19 protein-coding genes are annotated in these 18910 nt (G+C 70.6%); 5 read left to right on the top strand and 14 right to left on the bottom strand.

Annotated elements, in window-relative coordinates; genetic code table 11:
* Positions 1–53: 53 nt before the first annotated feature.
* The 3 genes from NE234_RS07770 to NE234_RS07780 form a co-directional block, all read right to left on the bottom strand.
* Positions 54–1034: an NAD(P)-dependent alcohol dehydrogenase gene (locus NE234_RS07770; RefSeq protein WP_252778193.1), complete on the bottom strand. Its 981-nt coding sequence runs from the start codon at positions 1032–1034 to the stop codon at positions 54–56.
* Positions 1035–1228: 194 nt separating this feature from the next.
* Positions 1229–1945, bottom strand: coding sequence for a TetR/AcrR family transcriptional regulator (locus NE234_RS07775; RefSeq protein WP_252778194.1), 717 nt, complete (start codon positions 1943–1945; stop codon positions 1229–1231).
* Positions 1946–2080: 135 nt separating this feature from the next.
* The gene (locus NE234_RS07780; RefSeq protein ID WP_252778195.1) at positions 2081–3205 is read right to left on the bottom strand and encodes an FAD-dependent oxidoreductase; all 1125 of its coding nucleotides are present in this window, start codon (positions 3203–3205) and stop codon (positions 2081–2083) included.
* A 141-nt stretch (positions 3206–3346) separates the two neighbouring features.
* Here NE234_RS07780 and NE234_RS07785 point away from each other — a divergent pair, with 141 nt between their 5' ends.
* Positions 3347–4057, top strand: a complete 711-nt coding sequence (locus NE234_RS07785) for a TetR/AcrR family transcriptional regulator (RefSeq protein WP_252778196.1) — start codon at positions 3347–3349, stop codon at positions 4055–4057.
* 65 nt (positions 4058–4122) lie between these two features.
* On the opposite strand, the gene NE234_RS07790 is transcribed toward NE234_RS07785, so the two are convergent.
* Positions 4123–4737 carry a TetR/AcrR family transcriptional regulator gene (locus NE234_RS07790; protein ID WP_252778197.1) on the bottom strand — a complete coding sequence of 205 codons (615 nt, stop codon included), beginning with the start codon at positions 4735–4737 and terminating at the stop codon, positions 4123–4125.
* A gap of 86 nt (positions 4738–4823) precedes the next feature.
* On the opposite strand from NE234_RS07790, the gene NE234_RS07795 reads away from it, so the two are divergent.
* Complete coding sequence (locus NE234_RS07795; RefSeq protein ID WP_252778198.1) at positions 4824–6350, top strand: FAD-dependent oxidoreductase; 1527 nt, start codon at positions 4824–4826, stop codon at positions 6348–6350.
* 66 nt (positions 6351–6416) lie between these two features.
* On the opposite strand, the gene NE234_RS07800 is transcribed toward NE234_RS07795, so the two are convergent.
* A complete protein-coding gene (locus NE234_RS07800; protein WP_252778199.1) occupies positions 6417–6923 on the bottom strand; it encodes a DinB family protein in 507 nt (168 codons plus the stop codon).
* Between the two features lie 43 nt (positions 6924–6966).
* On the opposite strand from NE234_RS07800, the gene NE234_RS07805 reads away from it, so the two are divergent.
* Positions 6967–7545, top strand: a complete 579-nt coding sequence (locus NE234_RS07805; RefSeq protein ID WP_252778200.1) for a GNAT family N-acetyltransferase — start codon at positions 6967–6969, stop codon at positions 7543–7545.
* A gap of 15 nt (positions 7546–7560) precedes the next feature.
* On the opposite strand, the gene NE234_RS07810 is transcribed toward NE234_RS07805, so the two are convergent.
* Positions 7561–8487, bottom strand: coding sequence for a LysR family transcriptional regulator (locus NE234_RS07810; protein ID WP_252778201.1), 927 nt, complete (start codon positions 8485–8487; stop codon positions 7561–7563).
* Between the two features lie 217 nt (positions 8488–8704).
* Here NE234_RS07810 and NE234_RS07815 point away from each other — a divergent pair, with 217 nt between their 5' ends.
* Positions 8705–9565: an aldo/keto reductase gene (locus NE234_RS07815; RefSeq protein ID WP_252778202.1), complete on the top strand. Its 861-nt coding sequence runs from the start codon at positions 8705–8707 to the stop codon at positions 9563–9565.
* Positions 9566–9671: 106 nt separating this feature from the next.
* Positions 9672–10193 (top strand): GNAT family N-acetyltransferase, encoded by a 522-nt coding sequence (locus NE234_RS07820; RefSeq protein WP_252778203.1) that lies wholly within the window; start codon positions 9672–9674, stop codon positions 10191–10193.
* A gap of 70 nt (positions 10194–10263) precedes the next feature.
* Here NE234_RS07820 and NE234_RS07825 read toward each other — a convergent pair whose 3' ends face one another.
* From NE234_RS07825 to NE234_RS07860, 8 genes are all read right to left on the bottom strand, one after another.
* Positions 10264–10851, bottom strand: coding sequence for a gamma carbonic anhydrase family protein (locus tag NE234_RS07825; protein WP_252778204.1), 588 nt, complete (start codon positions 10849–10851; stop codon positions 10264–10266).
* 172 nt (positions 10852–11023) lie between these two features.
* The gene (locus NE234_RS07830; RefSeq protein WP_252778205.1) at positions 11024–12454 is read right to left on the bottom strand and encodes a gamma-aminobutyraldehyde dehydrogenase; all 1431 of its coding nucleotides are present in this window, start codon (positions 12452–12454) and stop codon (positions 11024–11026) included.
* 49 nt (positions 12455–12503) lie between these two features.
* Complete coding sequence (locus NE234_RS07835; protein ID WP_252778206.1) at positions 12504–13310, bottom strand: ABC transporter permease; 807 nt, start codon at positions 13308–13310, stop codon at positions 12504–12506.
* Between the two features lie 19 nt (positions 13311–13329).
* The gene (locus NE234_RS07840) at positions 13330–14220 is read right to left on the bottom strand and encodes an ABC transporter permease (RefSeq protein WP_252778207.1); all 891 of its coding nucleotides are present in this window, start codon (positions 14218–14220) and stop codon (positions 13330–13332) included.
* Positions 14220–15425 (bottom strand): ABC transporter substrate-binding protein, encoded by a 1206-nt coding sequence (locus tag NE234_RS07845; RefSeq protein ID WP_252778208.1) that lies wholly within the window; start codon positions 15423–15425, stop codon positions 14220–14222. The genes NE234_RS07840 and NE234_RS07845 overlap by 1 nt, the downstream gene beginning before the upstream one ends.
* Positions 15426–15513: 88 nt before the next feature.
* On the bottom strand, positions 15514–16569 hold the full coding sequence (locus tag NE234_RS07850; RefSeq protein ID WP_252778209.1) for an ABC transporter ATP-binding protein: 1056 nt from the start codon (positions 16567–16569) through the stop codon (positions 15514–15516).
* Positions 16570–16578: 9 nt separating this feature from the next.
* Positions 16579–17814 carry an ABC transporter substrate-binding protein gene (locus NE234_RS07855; protein WP_252778210.1) on the bottom strand — a complete coding sequence of 412 codons (1236 nt, stop codon included), beginning with the start codon at positions 17812–17814 and terminating at the stop codon, positions 16579–16581.
* Positions 17811–18623: a sirohydrochlorin chelatase gene (locus NE234_RS07860; protein ID WP_252778211.1), complete on the bottom strand. Its 813-nt coding sequence runs from the start codon at positions 18621–18623 to the stop codon at positions 17811–17813. Before NE234_RS07860 ends, NE234_RS07855 begins: the two co-directional genes overlap by 4 nt.
* Positions 18624–18910 lie beyond the last annotated feature (287 nt).

Raw genomic sequence — 18910 nt, forward strand, 5'->3', positions numbered from 1 at the left:
GCACGGCCGTACGGTCCGGGGTGAACGCCGGGCGACGCGGATCCGGCAGGCGGTCAGACAGTGATGGCGACTTTGCCTCGGGCGTGGCCGCGCTCGATGTAGCGCAGCGCCTCGGGGATTTCGGCGAACGGGTAGGTCCGGTCGATGACGGGGGCGATCTGTTCCCTCTCCATGAGCTCCGCCAGGAACCGAAGGTCCGTGGAGTTGGGCTTCCAGCTGACGGTGACGATGCGGTGGCTGACGAAGGGAGAGGCCAGGGCCCCGCGGAGCACCTGCGCCGCCGGGCCGAGCAGTCCGCCGCGAGCCGAGGCGACGCCACCCACGATCACGAGTGTGCCGCGGGAGGTCAGGGGGCGCCGCAGCTCCGCCAGCGACCGGTCGCCCACGATGTCCATGAGCAGGTCGTATCGCCCCTGCCGTTCGGTGAAGTCCTCGCGGGTGTAGTCCACGACGTCGTCCGCGCCCAGGGAACGTACCAGTTCGATGTTGCGAGTGCTGCACACGCCGGTGACCTCGGCTCCTAACGTCTTGGCGAGCTGGACGGCGAAGGTGCCGACGCCGCCGGAGGCCCCGTTGATGAGGACTCGCTGCCCGGCGGAGATCTTGCCTGCGTCCCGCAGCCCTTGCAGCGCGGTGTGCGCGGCCATCGACACCGACGCCGCCTGTTCGAAGGTGAGGCGGGCGGGCTTGACGGCAAGCCTGTGGTGCGGAACGGCGACGGTCTCGGCGAACGAGCCCAGCCGGACCTCCCCGAAAACCTCGTCGCCGGGATGCAGTCCGGTCACCTCCTCGCCCACCCGCTCGACGACGCCGGCGAGGTCGGCGCCGAGGATCAGGCCCGGTTTCGGCCGCCGCAGGCCGATGCTCAGCCGTGCCAGCTTCGGGTCGGCCCGCACGTGACGCCAGTCGTAGGGGTTGACCGACGCCGCCCGCACCCGCACGAGCACTTCGTCCCTGGCGATGCCGGGTTCGTCGACCTCCTTGAGAGTCAGTACGTCGGGTGGGCCGTAACGGTCCCAGCTCCAGGCTTTCATGGCGTCTTCCTTTCGGCGGGTGTTCACACCCGGGTGGGGGATGGGTCGCATCGTCCTCGTCGTACGATGTAAGGCTGTCGTACGACGTAAGGTAATCGTACGACGTAAGAGAGTCAAGGGTCACAGCGCAAGGAACTCAGCCGGTAACCGAAGGTGAGGGCACGTCCGGCGCACTCAGTCGCGTCCGAAAGGGGTCACGAACCGGCGGCGCGGCGCCGTTCCAACCCTTCCAGGATCAGGTCGAGCGCGAACTCGAACTCGAACTGGTCGTCGCAGAAGCCCAGGGTGCCGGCCGGGTCTTCGTGGACGCCGTCCGCCAGCATCCCGACGATGTTCGGGAACCGGTCGGCCATCTGCTCCATCATCCCGGCGGCCGCGGCATCCGCGCTCTGGGCGCCGTCGGGCTGGAACAACTCCTGAGTGAACCCGAGGGCGCGGCTGCCCAGGACGTGCAGTGCGCGGTGGGCCAGATCGAAGGAGAACCCGCCCGCCCGGAGGATGGCCACGATCTGGTCGATGTAAGCGACGACGACAGGGCTCGTCGTGCTGCGGGTTTCGAGCACCTGCGGGGCCCAGGGGTGGCGCAGGAAGACCTCCCGGGCGGTGAGGATCCGCGCCCGCAACGCCGCCTGCCAGTCCTCTTGCGGGGACGGAGCCTCGACCTTGCCCACCGCCACGAGGATCTCCTCGAGGATCACCTCGACGACGCCGTCGAAGACGGCCTCCTTATTGGCGACGTGGTGGTAGAGCGACATCGCCTCGGCCCCGACCTCCTGAGCGAGCCGGCGCATGGTGAGCGAGTCGAGACCGTCCCGATCGATGAGCCCCACGGCGGCACGCAGCACCCGCCTCCGGCTCAGCGGGATCCGGGGCTGCTCGGTCAGCTCGTCGGCGTCGGTCCGTGGGGTCATGGATCTTCCTCCCGACGCACTCTACCCGTACACGGTAAGTCTGCCCGGTCCAAGTCGGGCGCACGTGACCGAAGTCGACCCGGCACGGCTGCACCGGGGGCCCGGGACGGCTCGCCCGGATCCCGGGTGGTCGGGCTATTCGTGCCCGGTGAACATGTCGATCAGGCCGTGGGGCGCGTCATCGCCGTACATGAGCTCCTGGAGGTGGGCGGCGTCGGCGGCCTCCGCGGCGCTGCGGGGGAACAGGGCCTGCTCGTACTCGGTGAGCGCGGCCTCGACGTCGTCGGGGTGCGCGGCGAGGGCCTTGCCGAGTTCGGCGCCGTCGTACATGGCCAGGTTGGCGCCTTCGCCGGACGGGGGCATGAGGTGGGCGGCGTCGCCGAGCAGGGTCACCCCCGGCACCCGATCCCATCGGTGCGCGCTGGGCAGGGTGTTGAGGGGGCGCAGGACCGGCGTGGTGTCACAGTCGGTGATCAGCGCGGTGAGCTCCGGCGCCCAGCCGTCGAACTCCTGCGCGATCCGCGCGGTGGCCGCGGCGCGATCGGTGAGATCGACGCGGGCGAACCAGTCCTGCGGCTTGCGGAGCGCCACGTATGTGTGGAGGGTCCCGCCGACCTCCCGGTGAGCCTGGATCGCCTTCCCCGGCGCGAGCGCGTACATCGCCCCGCCGCCGACCGCCCTGGCGGCGGCCGGGTGCCGGATGTCGACCTCGAACAGGTAGGTCTCGATGAACGACATGCCGACGTACTCGGGTACGGCGTCGGAGAGCAGCGGCCGGACCCGTGACCAGGCGCCGTCCGCGCCGACCAGCAGGCTCGTGACGACGGAGGTGCCGTCGGCGAAGGTCACCTCGTGGCGGCCCTCGCCGAGGGCACGAACGCCGGCGGCCTTGTGGCCCCACCGGACGGTGCCGGCCGGGAGCGAGTCGAGCAGCATCCGCCGAAGCTCACCGCGCATCACCTCGGGGCGTCCACCCGTGCCGTCGTCGTGTTCCTCGAGCAGAACGGTCCCGTCCGGGGCGAGGGCCCGTGACGCCTGGTGGCCCTCCAGGACGAGGCCGCGGAACTCCTCGATCAGGCCCGCCGCACGAAGGGCCGGTTGGCCGTTGTGGTGGTGGATGTCGAGCATGCCGCCCTGCGCGCGCGCCGCCGGGGAGGGCTCCGCCTCGTAGACGGTGGCCGGAATCCCGTGGACGTGCAGGACCCGGGCGAGCGTGAGGCCGCCGAGTCCGGCGCCGATGATCGCGACGTGACCGGTCATGGTGATCTCCTCCTGATCGTGGACCGCCGGTGGACACCCGGCGGGTCATGCCTGGAACGCCGTTCCAGGGATCGCAGTCTGGAACTGCGTTCCAGGGATTGTCAAGCTGGAATGGTGTTCCAGGAGACCTAGAATGAGCGCATGGCAAGCAGGACGCGTCGTCCGGAACGACGGCAGGAACCGCTCTCGCGGGAGCGCATCGTCAGCGCCGCCGTCGAGCTGCTCGACACGGCGGGTGAGAGCGGTCTCACCTTCCGCGCGCTGGCCGAGCGCCTCGCGACCGGCCCCGGGGCGATCTACTGGCACGTCACGGGCAAGGCCGAGCTTCTCGCCGCCGCCACCGACGCCGTCGTCGCCGCCGCGGTGGCCGTCGAGCCCACCGAGTCTCCGGGCTCGCCGCAGGACGGGATCCGTGCCGTCGCCCTCGGCCTGTTCGACGCGATCGACGAACACCCGTGGCTCGCCACGCAGCTCGCAACCCAGCTCTCCCGCAGCCCCGGGGGGACGGTGGCGCCGCGGATCTTCGAAGGCATCGGCCGGCAGGTCCGCGCGCTGGGCGTGCCCGAGAGCAGTTGGTTCACGGCGACCTCGGCGCTGATGCACTACATCCTCGGCGCCGCCGGCCAGAACGCCGCGAACACCGCGGGCGCCGGCACTCTCGGGTCCGACGTGGACCGCACCGAGTTCCTCGACGCCGTATCGACGGCATGGGAACGGCTCGACCCCGACGACTACCCGTTCACCCGGGCCGTCGCGGACCAGGTGCGCGGGCACGACGACCGCGAGCAGTTCCTCGCCGGGATCGCTCTCATCCTCGCCGGCATCACCGCGATCCACCCGCTCACGCCGTAGGCCGTGCCGCTGAACGCGGCGTGCGGGCGCTCACGGCCCGGCCACGGCGGAAGTCGCGCGTCGATCTAGTCGCGCAGGGCCTTCCGCACGAGGGGCAGGAAGAGCTCGTCGACGATCGACTGGATGCGCGCGGGCTTCGGGGGTTCGAGGTCCATGAGCAGGTCGTGGCGCACCAGGTCGAACGGCATGTCGAGCACCGCGTCGGGGATGCGCTCCACGTCGATCTCGCCGCGCTGGTGGGCGCGCTGGTAGATGGCCCGCCCGCGCGGGAACGGCTGGTCGCCCATGACCTTGTCGCGGACCTGGGCGGGGGTCAGGCCGGTGTCGGCCAGCAGTCCCGAGAAGGCGGTGGCCGCGGCGACGGCGAAGAAGGGGGCGAGGGCCTCGCTCACGGCCGTCAGCTGGGCGAGCAGGTCGCTGCGCAGGGCGCCGGTGTCGGGGAGTGCGACCGGGTTGGCGTTCCGGTGATGCTCGATCGCGGCGAGCACCAGCTGGTCCTTGTTGGCCCACCGGCGGTAGAGCACCGCCTCGCTGGTCCGAGCGCGCACGGCGATCGACTCCATCGTCAGGCGGGCGTATCCGACCTCGACCAGCTCGTCCCATCCGGCGGTGAGCAGTGCGGACTCGAGCTGCTTGCCGTGCCGGCGACGGCGGACGGGTTCGGACGCCTCGGTGACCACCACCCCACGATAGAAAGCCTTGCCTTTCTTAGCAACCGATCCTACGGTTGCTAGATAGGGATTCCTTTCTAACATTGGGAGGGCCGATGACCGAGACGCCCAGAACGAAGCCGCAGGCACGGAACACGCCGACGGTGCTGATCGTCGGCGCCGGCCCGACCGGGCTGACGCTGGCCTGCGAGCTCGCCCGCAGCGGCGTCTCGTTCCGCTTGATCGAGGCCGCCCCCGGTCCGCAGCCCGGCTCGCGCGGCAAGGGCGTCCAGCCGCGCACCCTCGAGGTGTTCGACGATCTCGGCATCGTCGATCGCGTGATCGCCAACGGCCGGATGGCGATGCCGATCCGGTCGACCGCGCTCGACGGCCGGGTGACGCTGAGCGGCACCGAGACGCTCGGGGAACACCCCGACATTCCCTATCCGGCGAGCCTGGTCACGCCCGAATGGCGGATCGAGGAGGCGCTGCGCCTGCGGCTGGCGGAGCTCGGCGGCGCGGTCGAGTTCGGCACCGCGCTCAGTGGCTTCGAGCAGTCGGACGAGAGCGTTTCGGCGGTCGTCGTGAAGGGCGGCGAGGCCGAGACGGTCACCGCGCGCTGGCTGGTCGGTTGCGACGGCGGCCACAGCATCGTCCGCAAAGAGGCCGGTATCGCCTTCGCAGGCGAGACCCGCGAGGAGGTGCGGATGATCGTCGCCGATGTCCGGGTCGACGGCCTCGATCGCGACTCCTGGCACATGTGGCGGCACGAGGAGGGCCTCCTCGGCCTCTGCCCGCTGCCCTCGACCGACGTCTTCCAGTACCAGGCCGGCATCGCGCCGGGGCAGGACCCCGAGCCCGGCCTCGCGAACATGCAGGAGATCCTCGAACGGCGGAGCGGCCGCACCGGCATCCGCCTCCACGCGCCGGAGTGGTCGTCACTGTGGCGCGCCAACGTCCGCCTCGCCGACCGCTACCGCGAGGGTCGCGTGTTCCTCGCCGGCGACGCGGCGCACATCCACTCCCCCGCCGGCGGCCAGGGGATGAACACCGGCATCCAGGACGCGCACAACCTCGGCTGGAAGCTCGCGGCGGTCGCGAAGGGCGCCTCGCCGGCGCTGCTCGACAGCTACGAGGCCGAGCGGCGACCGGTCGCGGCCGGCGTGCTCGCCCTCTCGAACGCGCGGCTCGAGCAGGCACTCGAGGAGAAGGGCATCCCCACTCACCGCGACGCGAGCACCACGCAGCTCAACGTGAGTCATCGCGGCTCCGCCCTGGCGCGCGACGACCGCGACGAGAGCGCCCGGCTCCGCGCCGGCGACCGCGCCCCCGACGCGACCCGGCTGACGACGGTGGAGGGCGAACGCCGGCTGTTCGAACTGACGCGCGGCGGGCGCTTCACGCTGCTGAATTTCGGGGTACCGACCGCGGTCGCAGTCCCTCCATCCGGCCTCCGGACTCTCCACGTCGTCGGACGGCCGACCGGCCCGGACGACGTCGCCGACACCGAGGGCCATCTCGCCGGCGCCTACGGCGCGGCCGACCGCGCCCTCGTGCTGATCCGTCCCGACGGCCATATCGGGCTGATCTCCGACGCCGGCGACGCCTCGGCGGTATCGGACTATCTCGCCGCGATCGGCTGAGCCGTTACCCCGCTATCGCCAGGTGGCAGGGGGCCGTCGCCGGGCGCAGGATCCGGGAAGCCCGGATCAGACGCCGACGGTGCCGTCGATGGCCTCGCGGATGAGGTCGGCGTGGCCGTTGTGGCGGGCGTACTCGTGGATCAGGTGGAGCATCACCAGGCGGAGCGAGACGTCCTCACCCCACCGGGGCTGATGACCGGTGACGTCCAGGGACTCGGCGGACTCCTCGATGCGGCGGGCGTGCTCGACCTCCGCCTGCCAGGCCGCGAAGGCCTCCGACCGCGTCGAGGTGCTCGCGTCGTACGCCACCTGGTAGTCCCGCTCGTCCGACCACACGAGAGGGATGTCCTCGGCGTTCATCACGATGCGGAACCAGGTCCGCTCGACCTCGGCCATGTGGCGTACGAGGCCGAGCAGGGACAGCGCCGAGGACGGCACCGCCGCGCGGCGCAGGTCGTCGTCGGACAGCCCCTCGCACTTCATCGCGAGCGTCGCACGGTGGTAGTCGAGGAAGGCGCGCAGCATCTCGCGCTCTCCTCCGATGAGCGGCGGTTCGATCCGGTCGATGGCCATGACGGGATTCTGCCGTAAGGCGCCGCCTGGCAGGATCGGGGCCATGGAGCAACGCCCCGTGTCGCTGGACAGGATCGAGCCCGCCGACTGGGAGGCCGTGCACTCCTGGGCCTCCCAGGCCGCGGTCTGCCGCTTCCAGCTCTGGGGGCCGAACACCGAGGAGCAGACGCGGGAGTTCGTGGCGGCCGCGGTCGAGGCATGGTCGCACGTGCCCCAGAAGAGATTCGCCTACGTGGCCCGTGCCGGGGAGGACGTGGTCGGCATGGGCGAACTGCACGTCCGGAGCTTCGAGCAGCGCCGAGGCGAGATCGCCTATGTCGTGCACCCGCGAGCCTGGGGTCAGGGCGTGGGCACGGCCATCGGGCGCCGGCTGCTCTCCCACGGCTTCGAGCGGCTGGGACTGCACCGGATCTTCGCCACCTGTGATCCGCGGAATCTCGCGTCGGCGCGGGTGCTGGCCAAGCTGGGCATGACCTGGGAGGGACGGCATCGTCACGTCGCGCTGATCCGGGACGGATGGCGCGACTCCGAGGTGTTCGGCATCCTCGAGGACGAGTGGCGCGCGGGCACGCGCCCTCCCGCCCCGCGCGTGGCCGCCGGCGGCCGGCGCACCGCCCCCTGAGCCTTCCGGGCGAGGTCAGGTCGTGGTGGGCTCCGGGAGCGCGGGCTCACCGGCCGGCGGGGCGAGGCATTCGCCGAGGATGTCGAGCAGCGCCCGGGATGCCGGGTTGTTCGCCGGCCCGTCCGTGGGCAGCGCGACCGACACGCGCCATGACGGCGGCGTATCCCGCAGCGGCAGGACGCGCACGTTCTTGTGCTCCTTGTACGCGATCGGCCGGGGCACCAGGGCCACGCCCAGATCGGCTCCGACGAAGTCGAGCAGGCTGTGCACGTCGTTGACCTCCAGGGCGACGCGGCGGCGGAGGCCGGCCGCCTCGAAGGCCCGGTCGGTGACCTGGCGCGCTCCCCAGTCGGCGTGGAAGTCGACGAAGGACTCGCCTTCCAGCTGCGACCAGTCGACCGCGTCGCGGGCGGTGAGCCGGTGGCCCGGATGGCAGACCAGCATCATCGGCTCCGTCGCGAGCGGGGTGAGGGCGACGCCCACCGGCGGCTCCGCCGCGGTCGCCACGAACGCGAGGTCGAGGCGCGCCGCCCGTACCTCCTCGACGAGGTGGGCGGAGCCGGTCTGGCGCAGCCGGATCTCGACGCCGGGGTGCACGGACCGGAACCGGGACAGCAGCGCGGGAAGGTCCACGACGCACAGGCACTGCTCCGCGCCGATGCGGAGAGTGCCGCGCAGGAGACCCTGGACGGCGGCGACGGCGTTACGGGCGGCCGCGACGCCGGCGAGGGCGCGCCGGGCCTCGGGCAGCAGGGCGCGGCCCGCCTCGGTCAGCTCGACCCGGCGGGTGCTCCGGACGAAGAGCGGCGCGCCGAGTTCGCGTTCGAGCGCGCGGATCGACGCGGACAGGCCGGACTGGGCCAGGTGCAGGCGTTCGGCGGCGCGGGTGAAGTGCGCCTCCTCGGCCACCGCCAGGAAGTACTCGAGATGCCGCAGTTCCACGGTCGAGCACTCTAATTGAGCACTCCGGCTGCTGAATCTCATCGCTTTCTTCTGTTGGACAGACACTGCCCTCGGCGAGCAGGCTTGACGAGGTCGCCCGGCCCCGGAGGATGCCGCCCGTTCGCGGGTAGGGGTCCGGGGTCGCCGGTCGCGCCACCGCCTGGTGCCGCGCGAGGCGACGACCGTTTCTCGTGCAGGATGTCTCGGAGGTTGCTTCATGCGTACTCGCCGGATCGGCGATGTCCAGGTCAGCGCGATCGGGCTCGGGGGAATGCCCATGTCCATCGAGGGACGGCCGGAGGAGAGCCGTTCCATCGCCACCATCCATGCGGCCCTCGACGCGGGAGTGACCCTCATCGACACGGCCGACGCGTACAGCCTGGGCGCGGACGATGTGGGGCACAACGAGTCGCTCATCGCCGGCGCCCTGGCCTCGTACGGCGGTGACACCTCGGACGTGCTGGTCGCGACGAAGGGCGGTCACACCCGGCCCGGCGGCGCGAGCTGGGCGCTCGACGGCTCGCCCGAGCACCTGCGCCGGGCGTGTGAGGCGTCGCTCAAGCGGCTCGGAGTCGATGCGATCGGCCTCTACCAGTTCCACCGGCCGGACCCCTCCGTCCCGTACGCCGAGTCCATCGGGGCGATCCGCGACCTGCTCGACGAGGGCAAGATCCGGATGGCCGGCATCTCGAACGCGAACCCGGACCAGATCCGTCAGGCGCGGGAGATCCTCGGCGGCCGCCTGGCCTCCGTGCAGAACGAGTTCTCGCCGAGGTTCCGCAGCAGCGAGCCCGAACTGCGGCTCTGCGACGAGCTGGGGGTCGCCTTCCTGCCCTGGAGCCCGCTCGGCGGCATCTCCAAGGCCGGTGACCTGGGAGCCGCCCACTCCGCCTTCGAACGGGTCGCGCGGGCGCACGGGGTGAGCCCGCAGCAGGTCTGCCTGGCCTGGATGCTGGCGAAGTCGCCGGTCGTGATCCCGATCCCGGGGTCGAGCCGCCCGGAGACGATCCGTGACTCGGCCGCCGCGGCCGACCTGGAGCTCACACCGGAGGAGGTCGCGGAGCTGGACGCGGCCTGACCGGCCGGTGGCCCCCCGGGACCCGCGCCCGTACGAGGCCGGGCGACGGGAGCCGGGGGGCTCACCCGATTGTTGGCGCTCGGCGGCGACCCTAAGCTTTGCCGCCATGGGCGATGACGAGCTGCGGTTGCGGCCTGCGGACCGGGATGATCTCGCGGTGATCGAGAGGCTGACGGGCGATCCGGAGGCGACCGGGGAGCACGGCTGGCTCGGCTGGTTCGAACAGTGGCGTTTCCGCAGGCGCTGGGAGGAGAACGGCCTGATCGACGACGACCAGGGCGTCCTCATGGTGGTGCGCGGCGACGAGCGGCTGGGGCTGGTCTCGTGGCGTAAGCAGCCCACGTCGCTCAGGTCGTACTGCTGGAACATCGGTGTCGCCATGCGGCCGGAGGTCCGCGGTCTCGGGTACGGCACCGAGGCGCAGCGACTGCTCGTCCGGTACCTGTTCGCGCACACGCAGGTCAACCGGATCGAGGCGATCACCGAGGTCACGAACACGGCCGAGCAGTGGGCGCTACAGAAGGCCGGATTCACCCATGAGGGCGTGCTGCGCGGCTACGGCTTCCGCGACGGCGCCTGGCGGGACGTCATGGTGTACAGCGTGCTGCGCCAGGAGCTCAACGCCTGAGAGGCCAAGGGCTCAACGCCTGAGAGCGGCCGCCTTTACGTTGTAGATCATCAATTCGCGCGGCCGCCGGTCAGCCGACCACCTCGTCGTCGGCATGCGCGCCGAACTGCGCGGACCGGACCTCGGCCACACGCTCGTAGCGGGCGATCCGGTCCTCCCAGTCCATCTCCACCCCGAAGGCCACCGCCGCGAACCCGACCTCCTTGATCGCCTGGGGCAGCTCCGGATCGCCCGGGGCGTACACGCGACCGCCGACGAAGACGGTGTTCGGCGGGACGAAGAACTCCTCGGGGAGCCGGCCCCGGGCGTGCACCGCCGCGCCGATCGCCACGACCGAGCCGGGTCCCAGCACGGCCTCCTGGAGCACGGTCGCGCCGGTCGCCAGATACGCGCAACGGGACACCGCGCAGCCGAGCAGTGTCGCCCGTGGACCGACGAAGACGTGGTCGTCGAGCGTCACGGCGCCGCGCAGCACGGCGTTCTCGCAGATGATCGAGCATTCGCCGACCTCGATCCGGCCGTCCTCGGCGTCCAGCACGGCGCCGTACATCACGCGCGCCCGCGGCCCGACCGAGACGTCCCCGGCGAGCACGGCGGTGGGCGCGACGTACGCGGTCGGGTCGACGACCGGCCGCCGTTCACGATGACGTATCAGCATGGGCGTCATCATCCCCGCCGCGTCGCCCGGTCAGGGCCGGATCGGAGCGTGACGTCGGATTCCGGCCAACGCCGGCAGGGCGACCGAGGTACCGCCCGCGCGGTGACGCGCACGCGCCGGCCGCGGCATGGGCGTTCGCCATGCCACGGCCGGCGCGGAGGTACGGGAGCGGTCAGGCCTCGATGTTGGACATCACGTGCTTGACGCGGGTGTAGTCCTCGAAGCCGTACATCGACAGGTCCTTGCCGTACCCGGAGTGCTTGAACCCGCCGTGCGGCATCTCGGCGACGAGCGGGATGTGCGTGTTGATCCAGACGCAGCCGAAGTCCAGCCGCCGCGAGACGCGCATCGCCCGGCCGTGGTCGCGGGTCCACACCGAGGAGGCCAGGCCGTACTTCACGCCGTTGGCCCAGCGAACGGCCTCGTCCTCGTCGGAGAACCGCTGCACGGTGATGACCGGGCCGAAGATCTCCTGCTGCACCGCCTCGTCGTCCTGGCGCAGCCCGGAGACGACGGTCGGCTCGTAGAAGAAGCCCTGCTCGCGCGTACGGGAGCCGCCGGCGGTCACGGACGCGTGGTCGGGCAGCCGGTCGATGAAGCCGGCGACCCGGTCGAGCTGCACGGCGTTGTTCAGCGGGCCGTACAGGACGTCCTCGTCGTCGGGCAGGCCGGTACGGGTCTGGGCGGCCTGCTCGGTCAGCGCGGCGACGAAGTCGTCGTGGACGCCCGGGGCGGCCAGCACGCGGGTCGCGGCCGTGCAGTCCTGGCCGGCGTTGAAGTAGCCGGCGACGGCGATCGCCTCGGCCGCGGCCTCGATGTCGGCGTCGTCGAAGACGATGACCGGCGCCTTGCCGCCCAGCTCCAGGTGGACCCGCTTCAGGTCGGCGGCGGCCGACTGGGCGACCTCGGTCCCGGCGCGCACGGACCCGGTGATCGAGACCATCTGCGGCACGGGGTGCTCTACGAGGAGCCGTCCGGTGTCGCGGTCACCGCAGACGACGTTGAAGACGCCCGGCGGCAGGAACTCGGCGGCGATCTCGGCGAGCAGCGCCGTCGTCGCGGGGGTGGTGTCGGACGGCTTGAGCACGACCGTGTTGCCCGCGGCGATGGCCGGCGCGAACTTCCACACCGCCATCATCATCGGGTAGTTCCACGGCGTGACCTGCGCGCACACGCCGATCGGCTCGCGCCGGATCCAGGAGGTGTGGCCGGCCATGTACTCCCCGGCGGAGCGGCCCTCCAGGATCCGCGCCGCGCCGGCGAAGAACCGGATCTGGTCGACCATCGGCGGGATCTCCTCCGACGCCGTCAGGCCGATCGGCTTGCCGGTGTTCTCCGACTCCAGCGCGATCAGCTCCTCGGCGCGGGCCTCGATGGCGTCCGCGATGCGCAGCAGCGCGAGCTGCCGCTCGGAGGGCGTGGTGTCGCGCCAGGTCTCGAACGCGCGCGACGCCGCGTCGAACGCCGCGTCGACCTCGGCCTGCCCCGAGATCGGGGCCGTGCCGAAGGCCTCGCCGGTGACGGGGCTGATCAGGTCCGCGGTGCGGCCGTCGGCGGCGTCGACCGCCGAGCCGTTCACGAAGTTACGGACGGTGCGCTTCATTGCGAGCGGTCCTTCCTGGATTCATGGCGTCGTCCCGGCACACCCGGGGCTAGAGGCCGCGGGTGTCCCCGGAGACGCGCTGAGCGAGGTAAACCGGAACGACGGACAGCACGATCAGGGCGGCGGCCACGACGTTGACGATGGGTGCCTGGTTCGGCCGGAACAGGTTGTTGAAGATCCAGATCGGCAGCGTCTGCACCCCCGCCCCGGCCGTGAACGTCGTCACGATGATCTCGTCGAACGACAGCGCGAACGACAGCAGCCCGCCGGCCAGCAGCGCGGAACGCAGTAGCGGAAAAGTAACGTACCGGAATGTCTGGAAGGTGTCAGCGCCCAGATCGGCCGACGCCTCCTCGACGCGCGTGCCGAGCCGGCGCAGCCGGGCCAGCACGTTGTTGAAGATGGTGACGACGCAGAACGTCGCGTGACCGACGACGACGGTGAACAGGCCGAGCTGGATCCCCAGCGGCGACAGCACCGTACGGAAGGCGTTGTTCAGCGCGATGCCCGTGACGATGCCGGGCAGCGCGATCGGCAGGATGACCAGCAGCGACACCGTGTCGCGGCCGAAGAACCGGTACCGCTGCACGGCGAACGCCGCCATGGTGCCCAGCACCAGCGCGACCGCGGTGGCCCCGAGCCCGGCCTTCACCGACGTCCACAGCGCCGTGCGCACGCCGCCGTTGCCCCACGCCGTCGACCACCAGTGCCCGGTCAGGTGCGACGGCGGCCAGGCGAACGCCTTGTCGGCGTTGAACGAGTTGACGAGCACGACGAACAGCGGCACGTAGATGACGGCCAGGCCGATGATCATCCCGACCCGGAGCGCGACGCGCGCCCCTCGTGACAGTGTCATTGCAGGTCTCCCCCGGCGGTCAGAGGTTGTCCAGCGCGCCGGTGCGGCGTACGGCGACCAGGTAGATCACCATGATCACCACCGGGATCGTCGCGACGGCCGCGGCGAACGGCAGGTTGTCGGCGGCGCCGATGTTGTCATAGACGACGTTGCCGATGAGCTGGCTCTTGCCACCGACGATCTTCACCGTGATGTAGTCGCCGAGCGAGAGCGAGAACGTGAAGATCGATCCCGCGATCACCGCGGGGACGGCCACCGGCCAGATGACGGTACGGAACGTCCGGAAGGTGCGGGCGCCGAGGTCGCCCGCGGCGTCCAGCAGGGAGTTCGGCAGCCGCTCCAGGCCCGCGTAGATCGGCAGGATCATGTACGGCAGCCAGAGGTAGGCCAGGGTCACGATCGTGGCCGGCAGGCCGTATCCGGGCCCGTGGATCCCGAAGGGGTCCAGAATCCAGCTGAGCACGCCGGACCCGGAGAACATGATCCGCCAGGCGTACGCCTTGACCAGGTAGCTCGCCCACAGCGGCGTCAGCACCGCGATCACCAGCCAGCGCTGCGCGCGCGGTGAGGCGATCTTGGCCATGTAGAAGGCCATGGGGAAGGCGACCGCGGTGTCGATGACGGTGACCGCGGCGGCCACGCCGACGCTCCGCAGCGTGATCGTCCGGTAGACGCTCTGGTCCCACAGCTCCTGGAAGTTGCCCAGGTTGAACTGCTTGACCACCTGGCCGGTGAAGTCGTCCGTGGTCCAGAACGCCGCGGCGAACAGGGCCGCGAGGGACCCGAGGTAGGCCACGACGAGCCAGAGCAGCGGCGCGGACAGCAGCGCGGCCAGGCGGAGGTACGGCCTGCGGTGAAGCAGCCCGGCGAACCGGCGAACCGGTCCACCGGGCGTGACAGTGGTGCTCATCAGCCCTTGATCTGCGTCCAGGCCTGCGTCCACTTGGCGTAGTCCACGCACTTCACGTCCTTGCGCCCGTCGAGGCACTGCGTGATCGGCGTGTTCCAGTAGTGGACCTTCGTCCAGTACGGCGCGTCGGCGGCGTGGTAGGTGGTGCAGAAGTTCTTGTCCTGAGTCAGGTCGCAGGCCTTGCTGTTGGCCGGCGCCTCGCCCCAGCTCTCGGCGATCTGCGCGTTCACCTGTGGGGAGACGACCCAGTTGAGCCACTTGTAGGCGCAGTTCGGGTGCTGGGCCTTGGCCGCGACCATCCAGGTGTCGGACCACCCGGTCGCGCCCTCCTTGGGCAGGACCGTCTGGACCGGGGTCTTGTCGGCCGACAGCCCGTTCGCGATGACCTGCCAGGTGGTGCCGAGGACGGTGTCACCGGCCTTGAACGACTGCTGGATCTTGGTGGCGTCCGACCAGTACTCGCCGACGATCTGCTTCTGCTCCTTGAGCAGGTTCACCGCCGCGTCGAACTGCCTCTGGTCCAGCGCGTACGGGTCCTTGATCTCCAGCGCGGGCTGGGTGGACATGAGGTACAGCGCGGCGTCGGCGATGTAGATCGGCGAGTCGTACGCGGTGATCTTGCCCTTGTACGGGGAGTTCGGGTCGAAGACCACGCTCCAGGAGTCGGGCGCGGGGTTGACCTTGTCCGTCCGCCACATCAGCATGTTCGCGCCACGGCCGTGCGGGATGCCGTACATCTTGCCGTTCACGGAGTTCCACGGCTTGTTCTTCAGATCCGGGAAGATGTCGGCGTAGTTCGGGACCAGGCTCGTGTTGACCGGAGCGACGGTGCCCCCGGCGATCAACCGCAGCGAGGCGTCGCCCGAGGCGGAGACCGCGTCGTACTGACCGCTCTTCATCAGGCTGACCATCTCGTCCGACGTGCCGGCCACCGTGTTGTGCACCTTGCAGCCGGTCTGCTTCTCGAACGGGTGGACCCAGTCGCGGTCCTTGTAGTTCGAGCCGTCCTCCACGTAGCCGGCCCAGGAGACCAGGTTGACCTGGCCCTCGCCCTGGCCGAGCGACTGCAGCGCGGGGATGTTCGGGGGCGTGAACCCTCCGGCACCGATCCCGCCGTGATGGGACCCGCCGCTGTTGCCGCCGCAGCCCGCGGCGAGAAGGGACACGGCGGCCACCGCGACGAGCGCGAGGCGCGTGGCGCGCATGGGAACTCCGATCAGATGAGGGGTTTCTCGGGGAAGACCGCGGCTCACGCCGCGGCGAGACGGCCGGTCGGGCGGTGACCGGCCGGCATCACGTCGGACCGGGGATGGCGAACTCGTGCTCACGACGCCACGCGAGCCTGACCCGGGCTTCGCGCAGCTTCAGCACGTCCATCGACGAGGACTGCAGGTTCTGCTGCAGTGCCACCAACCGGCCCCCGGCGTCGAGGTCGACGACGAACCGGGTTGCCGCCCCCGCGTAGACGACCTCCGCGACCGTGCCGGTCGCGGAGTGCTCGCCTTCGGGCAGTTCCGCGTCGAGGTCCGTGTCGACGCGGAGCTTCTCCGGCCGGACGCTGTACACGCCCGGCCGGCCGAGTATCGACTGGGCCGCCTCGCCCTCGATGAGGTTCGAGGTGCCGACGAACCCGGCCACGAACGCCGTCGCCGGCTCCTCGTACACGTCGGCGGGAGTTCCGACCTGCTCGATCCGGCCCGCATTGAACACCGCGACCCGGTCGGCCATGGTCAGCGCCTCCTCCTGGTCGTGTGTCACGAACAGGAAGGTGATGCCGACCTCCCGCTGGATGGCCTTCAGCTCGACCTGCATCTCCTCGCGCAGCTTCAGGTCGAGGGCGCCCAGCGGCTCGTCGAGCAGCAGCACCTTGGGGCGGTTGACGAGCGCGCGGGCCAGCGCCACGCGCTGCCGCTGCCCGCCGGACAACTGGCCCGGCTTACGCGTCTCGAACCCCTCGAGACGGACGGACGCCAGCGCCTGCAGGGCGCGCTCACGGCGCTCGGCCTTCGGGACCTTCTTCACCTTGAGGCCGTACTCGACGTTCGCCAGGACGTTCATGTGGGGGAACAGCGCGTAGTCCTGGAAGACGGTGTTGACGTCGCGCTCGAAGGGCGGCAGCTTCGTCACGTCGCGGCCGCCGAGGCTGATCGACCCGGCGGTCGGCGTCTCGAACCCGGCGATCATGCGCAGCACCGTCGTCTTGCCCGACCCGGAGGGGCCCAGCATGGCGAAGAACTCCCCGTCGCCGATCTCCAGGTCGACGCCGTCGACGGCGGTGACCTCGCCGAAGGTCTTGCGCACCGCGCGGAGTTCGACCGCGGCGGAGACGCCGGGCTCTTCGGTGTTCATCTGAATCATCTATCCCTTGATCTGCGTCCAGAGTTCCGTCCACTTCGAGTAGTCGACGCAACTCGTTCCGCGAGAATCACCACAGTCTGCGACCGGAGTCTTCCAGAACGCCAGACGCTTGTAGAAGTCGACGTCGCCCACGCGGAACTGCGTGCAGAAGCCCTTGGCGGCGTATTTGCAGGCCTTCGGGTTGGCCGGGGCCTCGCCGAACCATTGCGCCACCGCCGCCTGCACCTTGGGCGACTCGATCCAGTTCATCCACTTGTACATGCAGTTCGGGTGCTCGGCGTGGGCCGCGATCATCCAGGTGTCCGACCACCCGGTGGCGCCCTCCGACGGGATGGTGGTGGCGATCGGCGCCTTCTCCGTCTTGGCGAGGTTCGCGGTCACCTGCCAGGCCGTGCCCGCGTAGTTGTCGCCGGCCTTGAACGCCTCGACCTCGTCGAGGTAGTTCGACCAGTACTGGTTGACGTTCGGGCGCTGCTGCTTGAGCAGGTCGACGGCCGCGTCGAACTGCTTCTGGGACAGCTCGTACACGTCGGTGATCTTCAGGTCCGGACGGTGCGCCTTCAGGTAGAGCGCGGCGTCGGCGATGTAGATCGGCGAGTCGTACGCGACGACGTGGTCCGCGGCGGCGCTGCCCTTGTCCCAGACGATGCTCCAGGACGCGGGCGTGTTCTGGATCTTGTCCGTGCGGTACGTCAGGTAGTTCGCGCCGTAGCCGTGCGGCGCGCCGTACATCTGGCCCTTGATCGAGTTGTACGGCTGGTTCTTCAGGTACGACGGGATGTCGCGGTAGTTCTTCAACAGGTTGGTGTTGACCGGCGCGACCAGGCCGCCGTAGATGAGCCGCAGCGACGAGTCGCCGGAGGCCGAGACGCCGTCGTACTGCCCGGTCTTCATCAGGGCGTACATCGAGTCGGACGTGTCGGCGACCTTCGCGTTGACCCGGCAGCCGGTCTTCTTCTGGAAGGCGTGCACCCAGTCGACGTGCCTGTCGGTGGAGCCGTCCTCGGCGTACCCGGCCCAGATCACCAGGTTGAGCCGGCCCTCGGAGGCCCCGATCTCCTGCTGCACGGGCAGGTGCGGCACCGCCGGGGCCTTGGCGCCGCCCGAACCGCCGCCGCATCCGGCCGCGGCCAGGACGACCGCCGCCGCGCAGGCGAGCCTGGTGAAGGACTTCGCCTTCGGAACGAACCTCATGGACCCGCGGGCCGTACGGCCCCGCGCTCCGGTGAACCTCATGACAACTCCTCGTCCAGGGCGACCTCGTAGCGCAGGTTGACGAGGCGCACCACCGAGGAGTGGGCGCCCAGCGGCTCGGCGCAGCCGAGGCCGGCGTCGCTCGCGAGCTTGGCGAGGCGCTCGAAGTCGATCTCCGGTCCGATGACGAACGGGGCGATGGCGATGCGCTGACCGCCGGACTCGCGCAGCCGTGAGACGGCGTCGGACACCGTCGGACGGCCGTCGATGGACGCCGCGACGACGGGGACGGCGAGCCGCGCGGCGAGGAGGACGGCGGTCATGTCGGCCTCACGGACGGCCGGGTCGCCGCCGACCGTGGCGACGACGACGCCGTCGACGGACGCGCCGATGCTGAACTGCCGGATCCGGTCGGCGCGCGCCAGGCCGCTGTCCGCGAGCCGCACGTGCAGCGCCTCGGCCAGCAGCGGATGGGGGCCGAGCGGATCGGTGACGGTCACCCGCGCGCCGGTCTCCACGACCACCGTGTTGATGGCCTGGTAGATCTGCGGGTGCGGGCCGGTGACCAGGGGGACCACGACCGCCGACCGGCCCTCGGGCAGGCCGCGCAGGACCTCCGCGAACGCGGGACCGGCGATGGCTGCGACCCGGATGTCGATGTCGGTACGGGACGTGCGGATGAACCGCGCGATCTCGTCGCCGGTGTCCGGCGCCGTTCCGGGTACCGCCAGAACGAGGACCGGTGCGTCGGGGGGAAGATCACCGCTGCCCGGCCGGCGGTGACGTCCGCCGGGTAGCGGCGAGCGTCCACGTACGGGGAGCGTCTCCGGGGGCTGGTCGTCATGGATCACGATCGCGGATTCTAGGGGTGTCCGGCGGAGGATGCGGAGTCCTTGTCACCGATCGTCCGAAATCCGGTTCTGGGACCGACCCGAGACGCTTAGTGCGATAAGTGCGCTTCTACCTGCAGTTATTCGTCCCGAAAGGCGCACTGTTCACCCTCGCGCGCCGAGGAGTTTGATGCCCGATATTTACAGAGGCGGCCAGTGTGCGCCGTGATGTCTAGTAGAGTTCCGCGCGTTCACACGGTGTTTCCCCCGCCTCACTGAAAGTCGAGCCTGTCGCGGTGCAATCTAAG

This window comes from Actinoallomurus rhizosphaericola, assembly GCF_024055675.1.
In the GTDB taxonomy this organism is placed as follows: domain Bacteria; phylum Actinomycetota; class Actinomycetes; order Streptosporangiales; family Streptosporangiaceae; genus Actinoallomurus; species Actinoallomurus soli.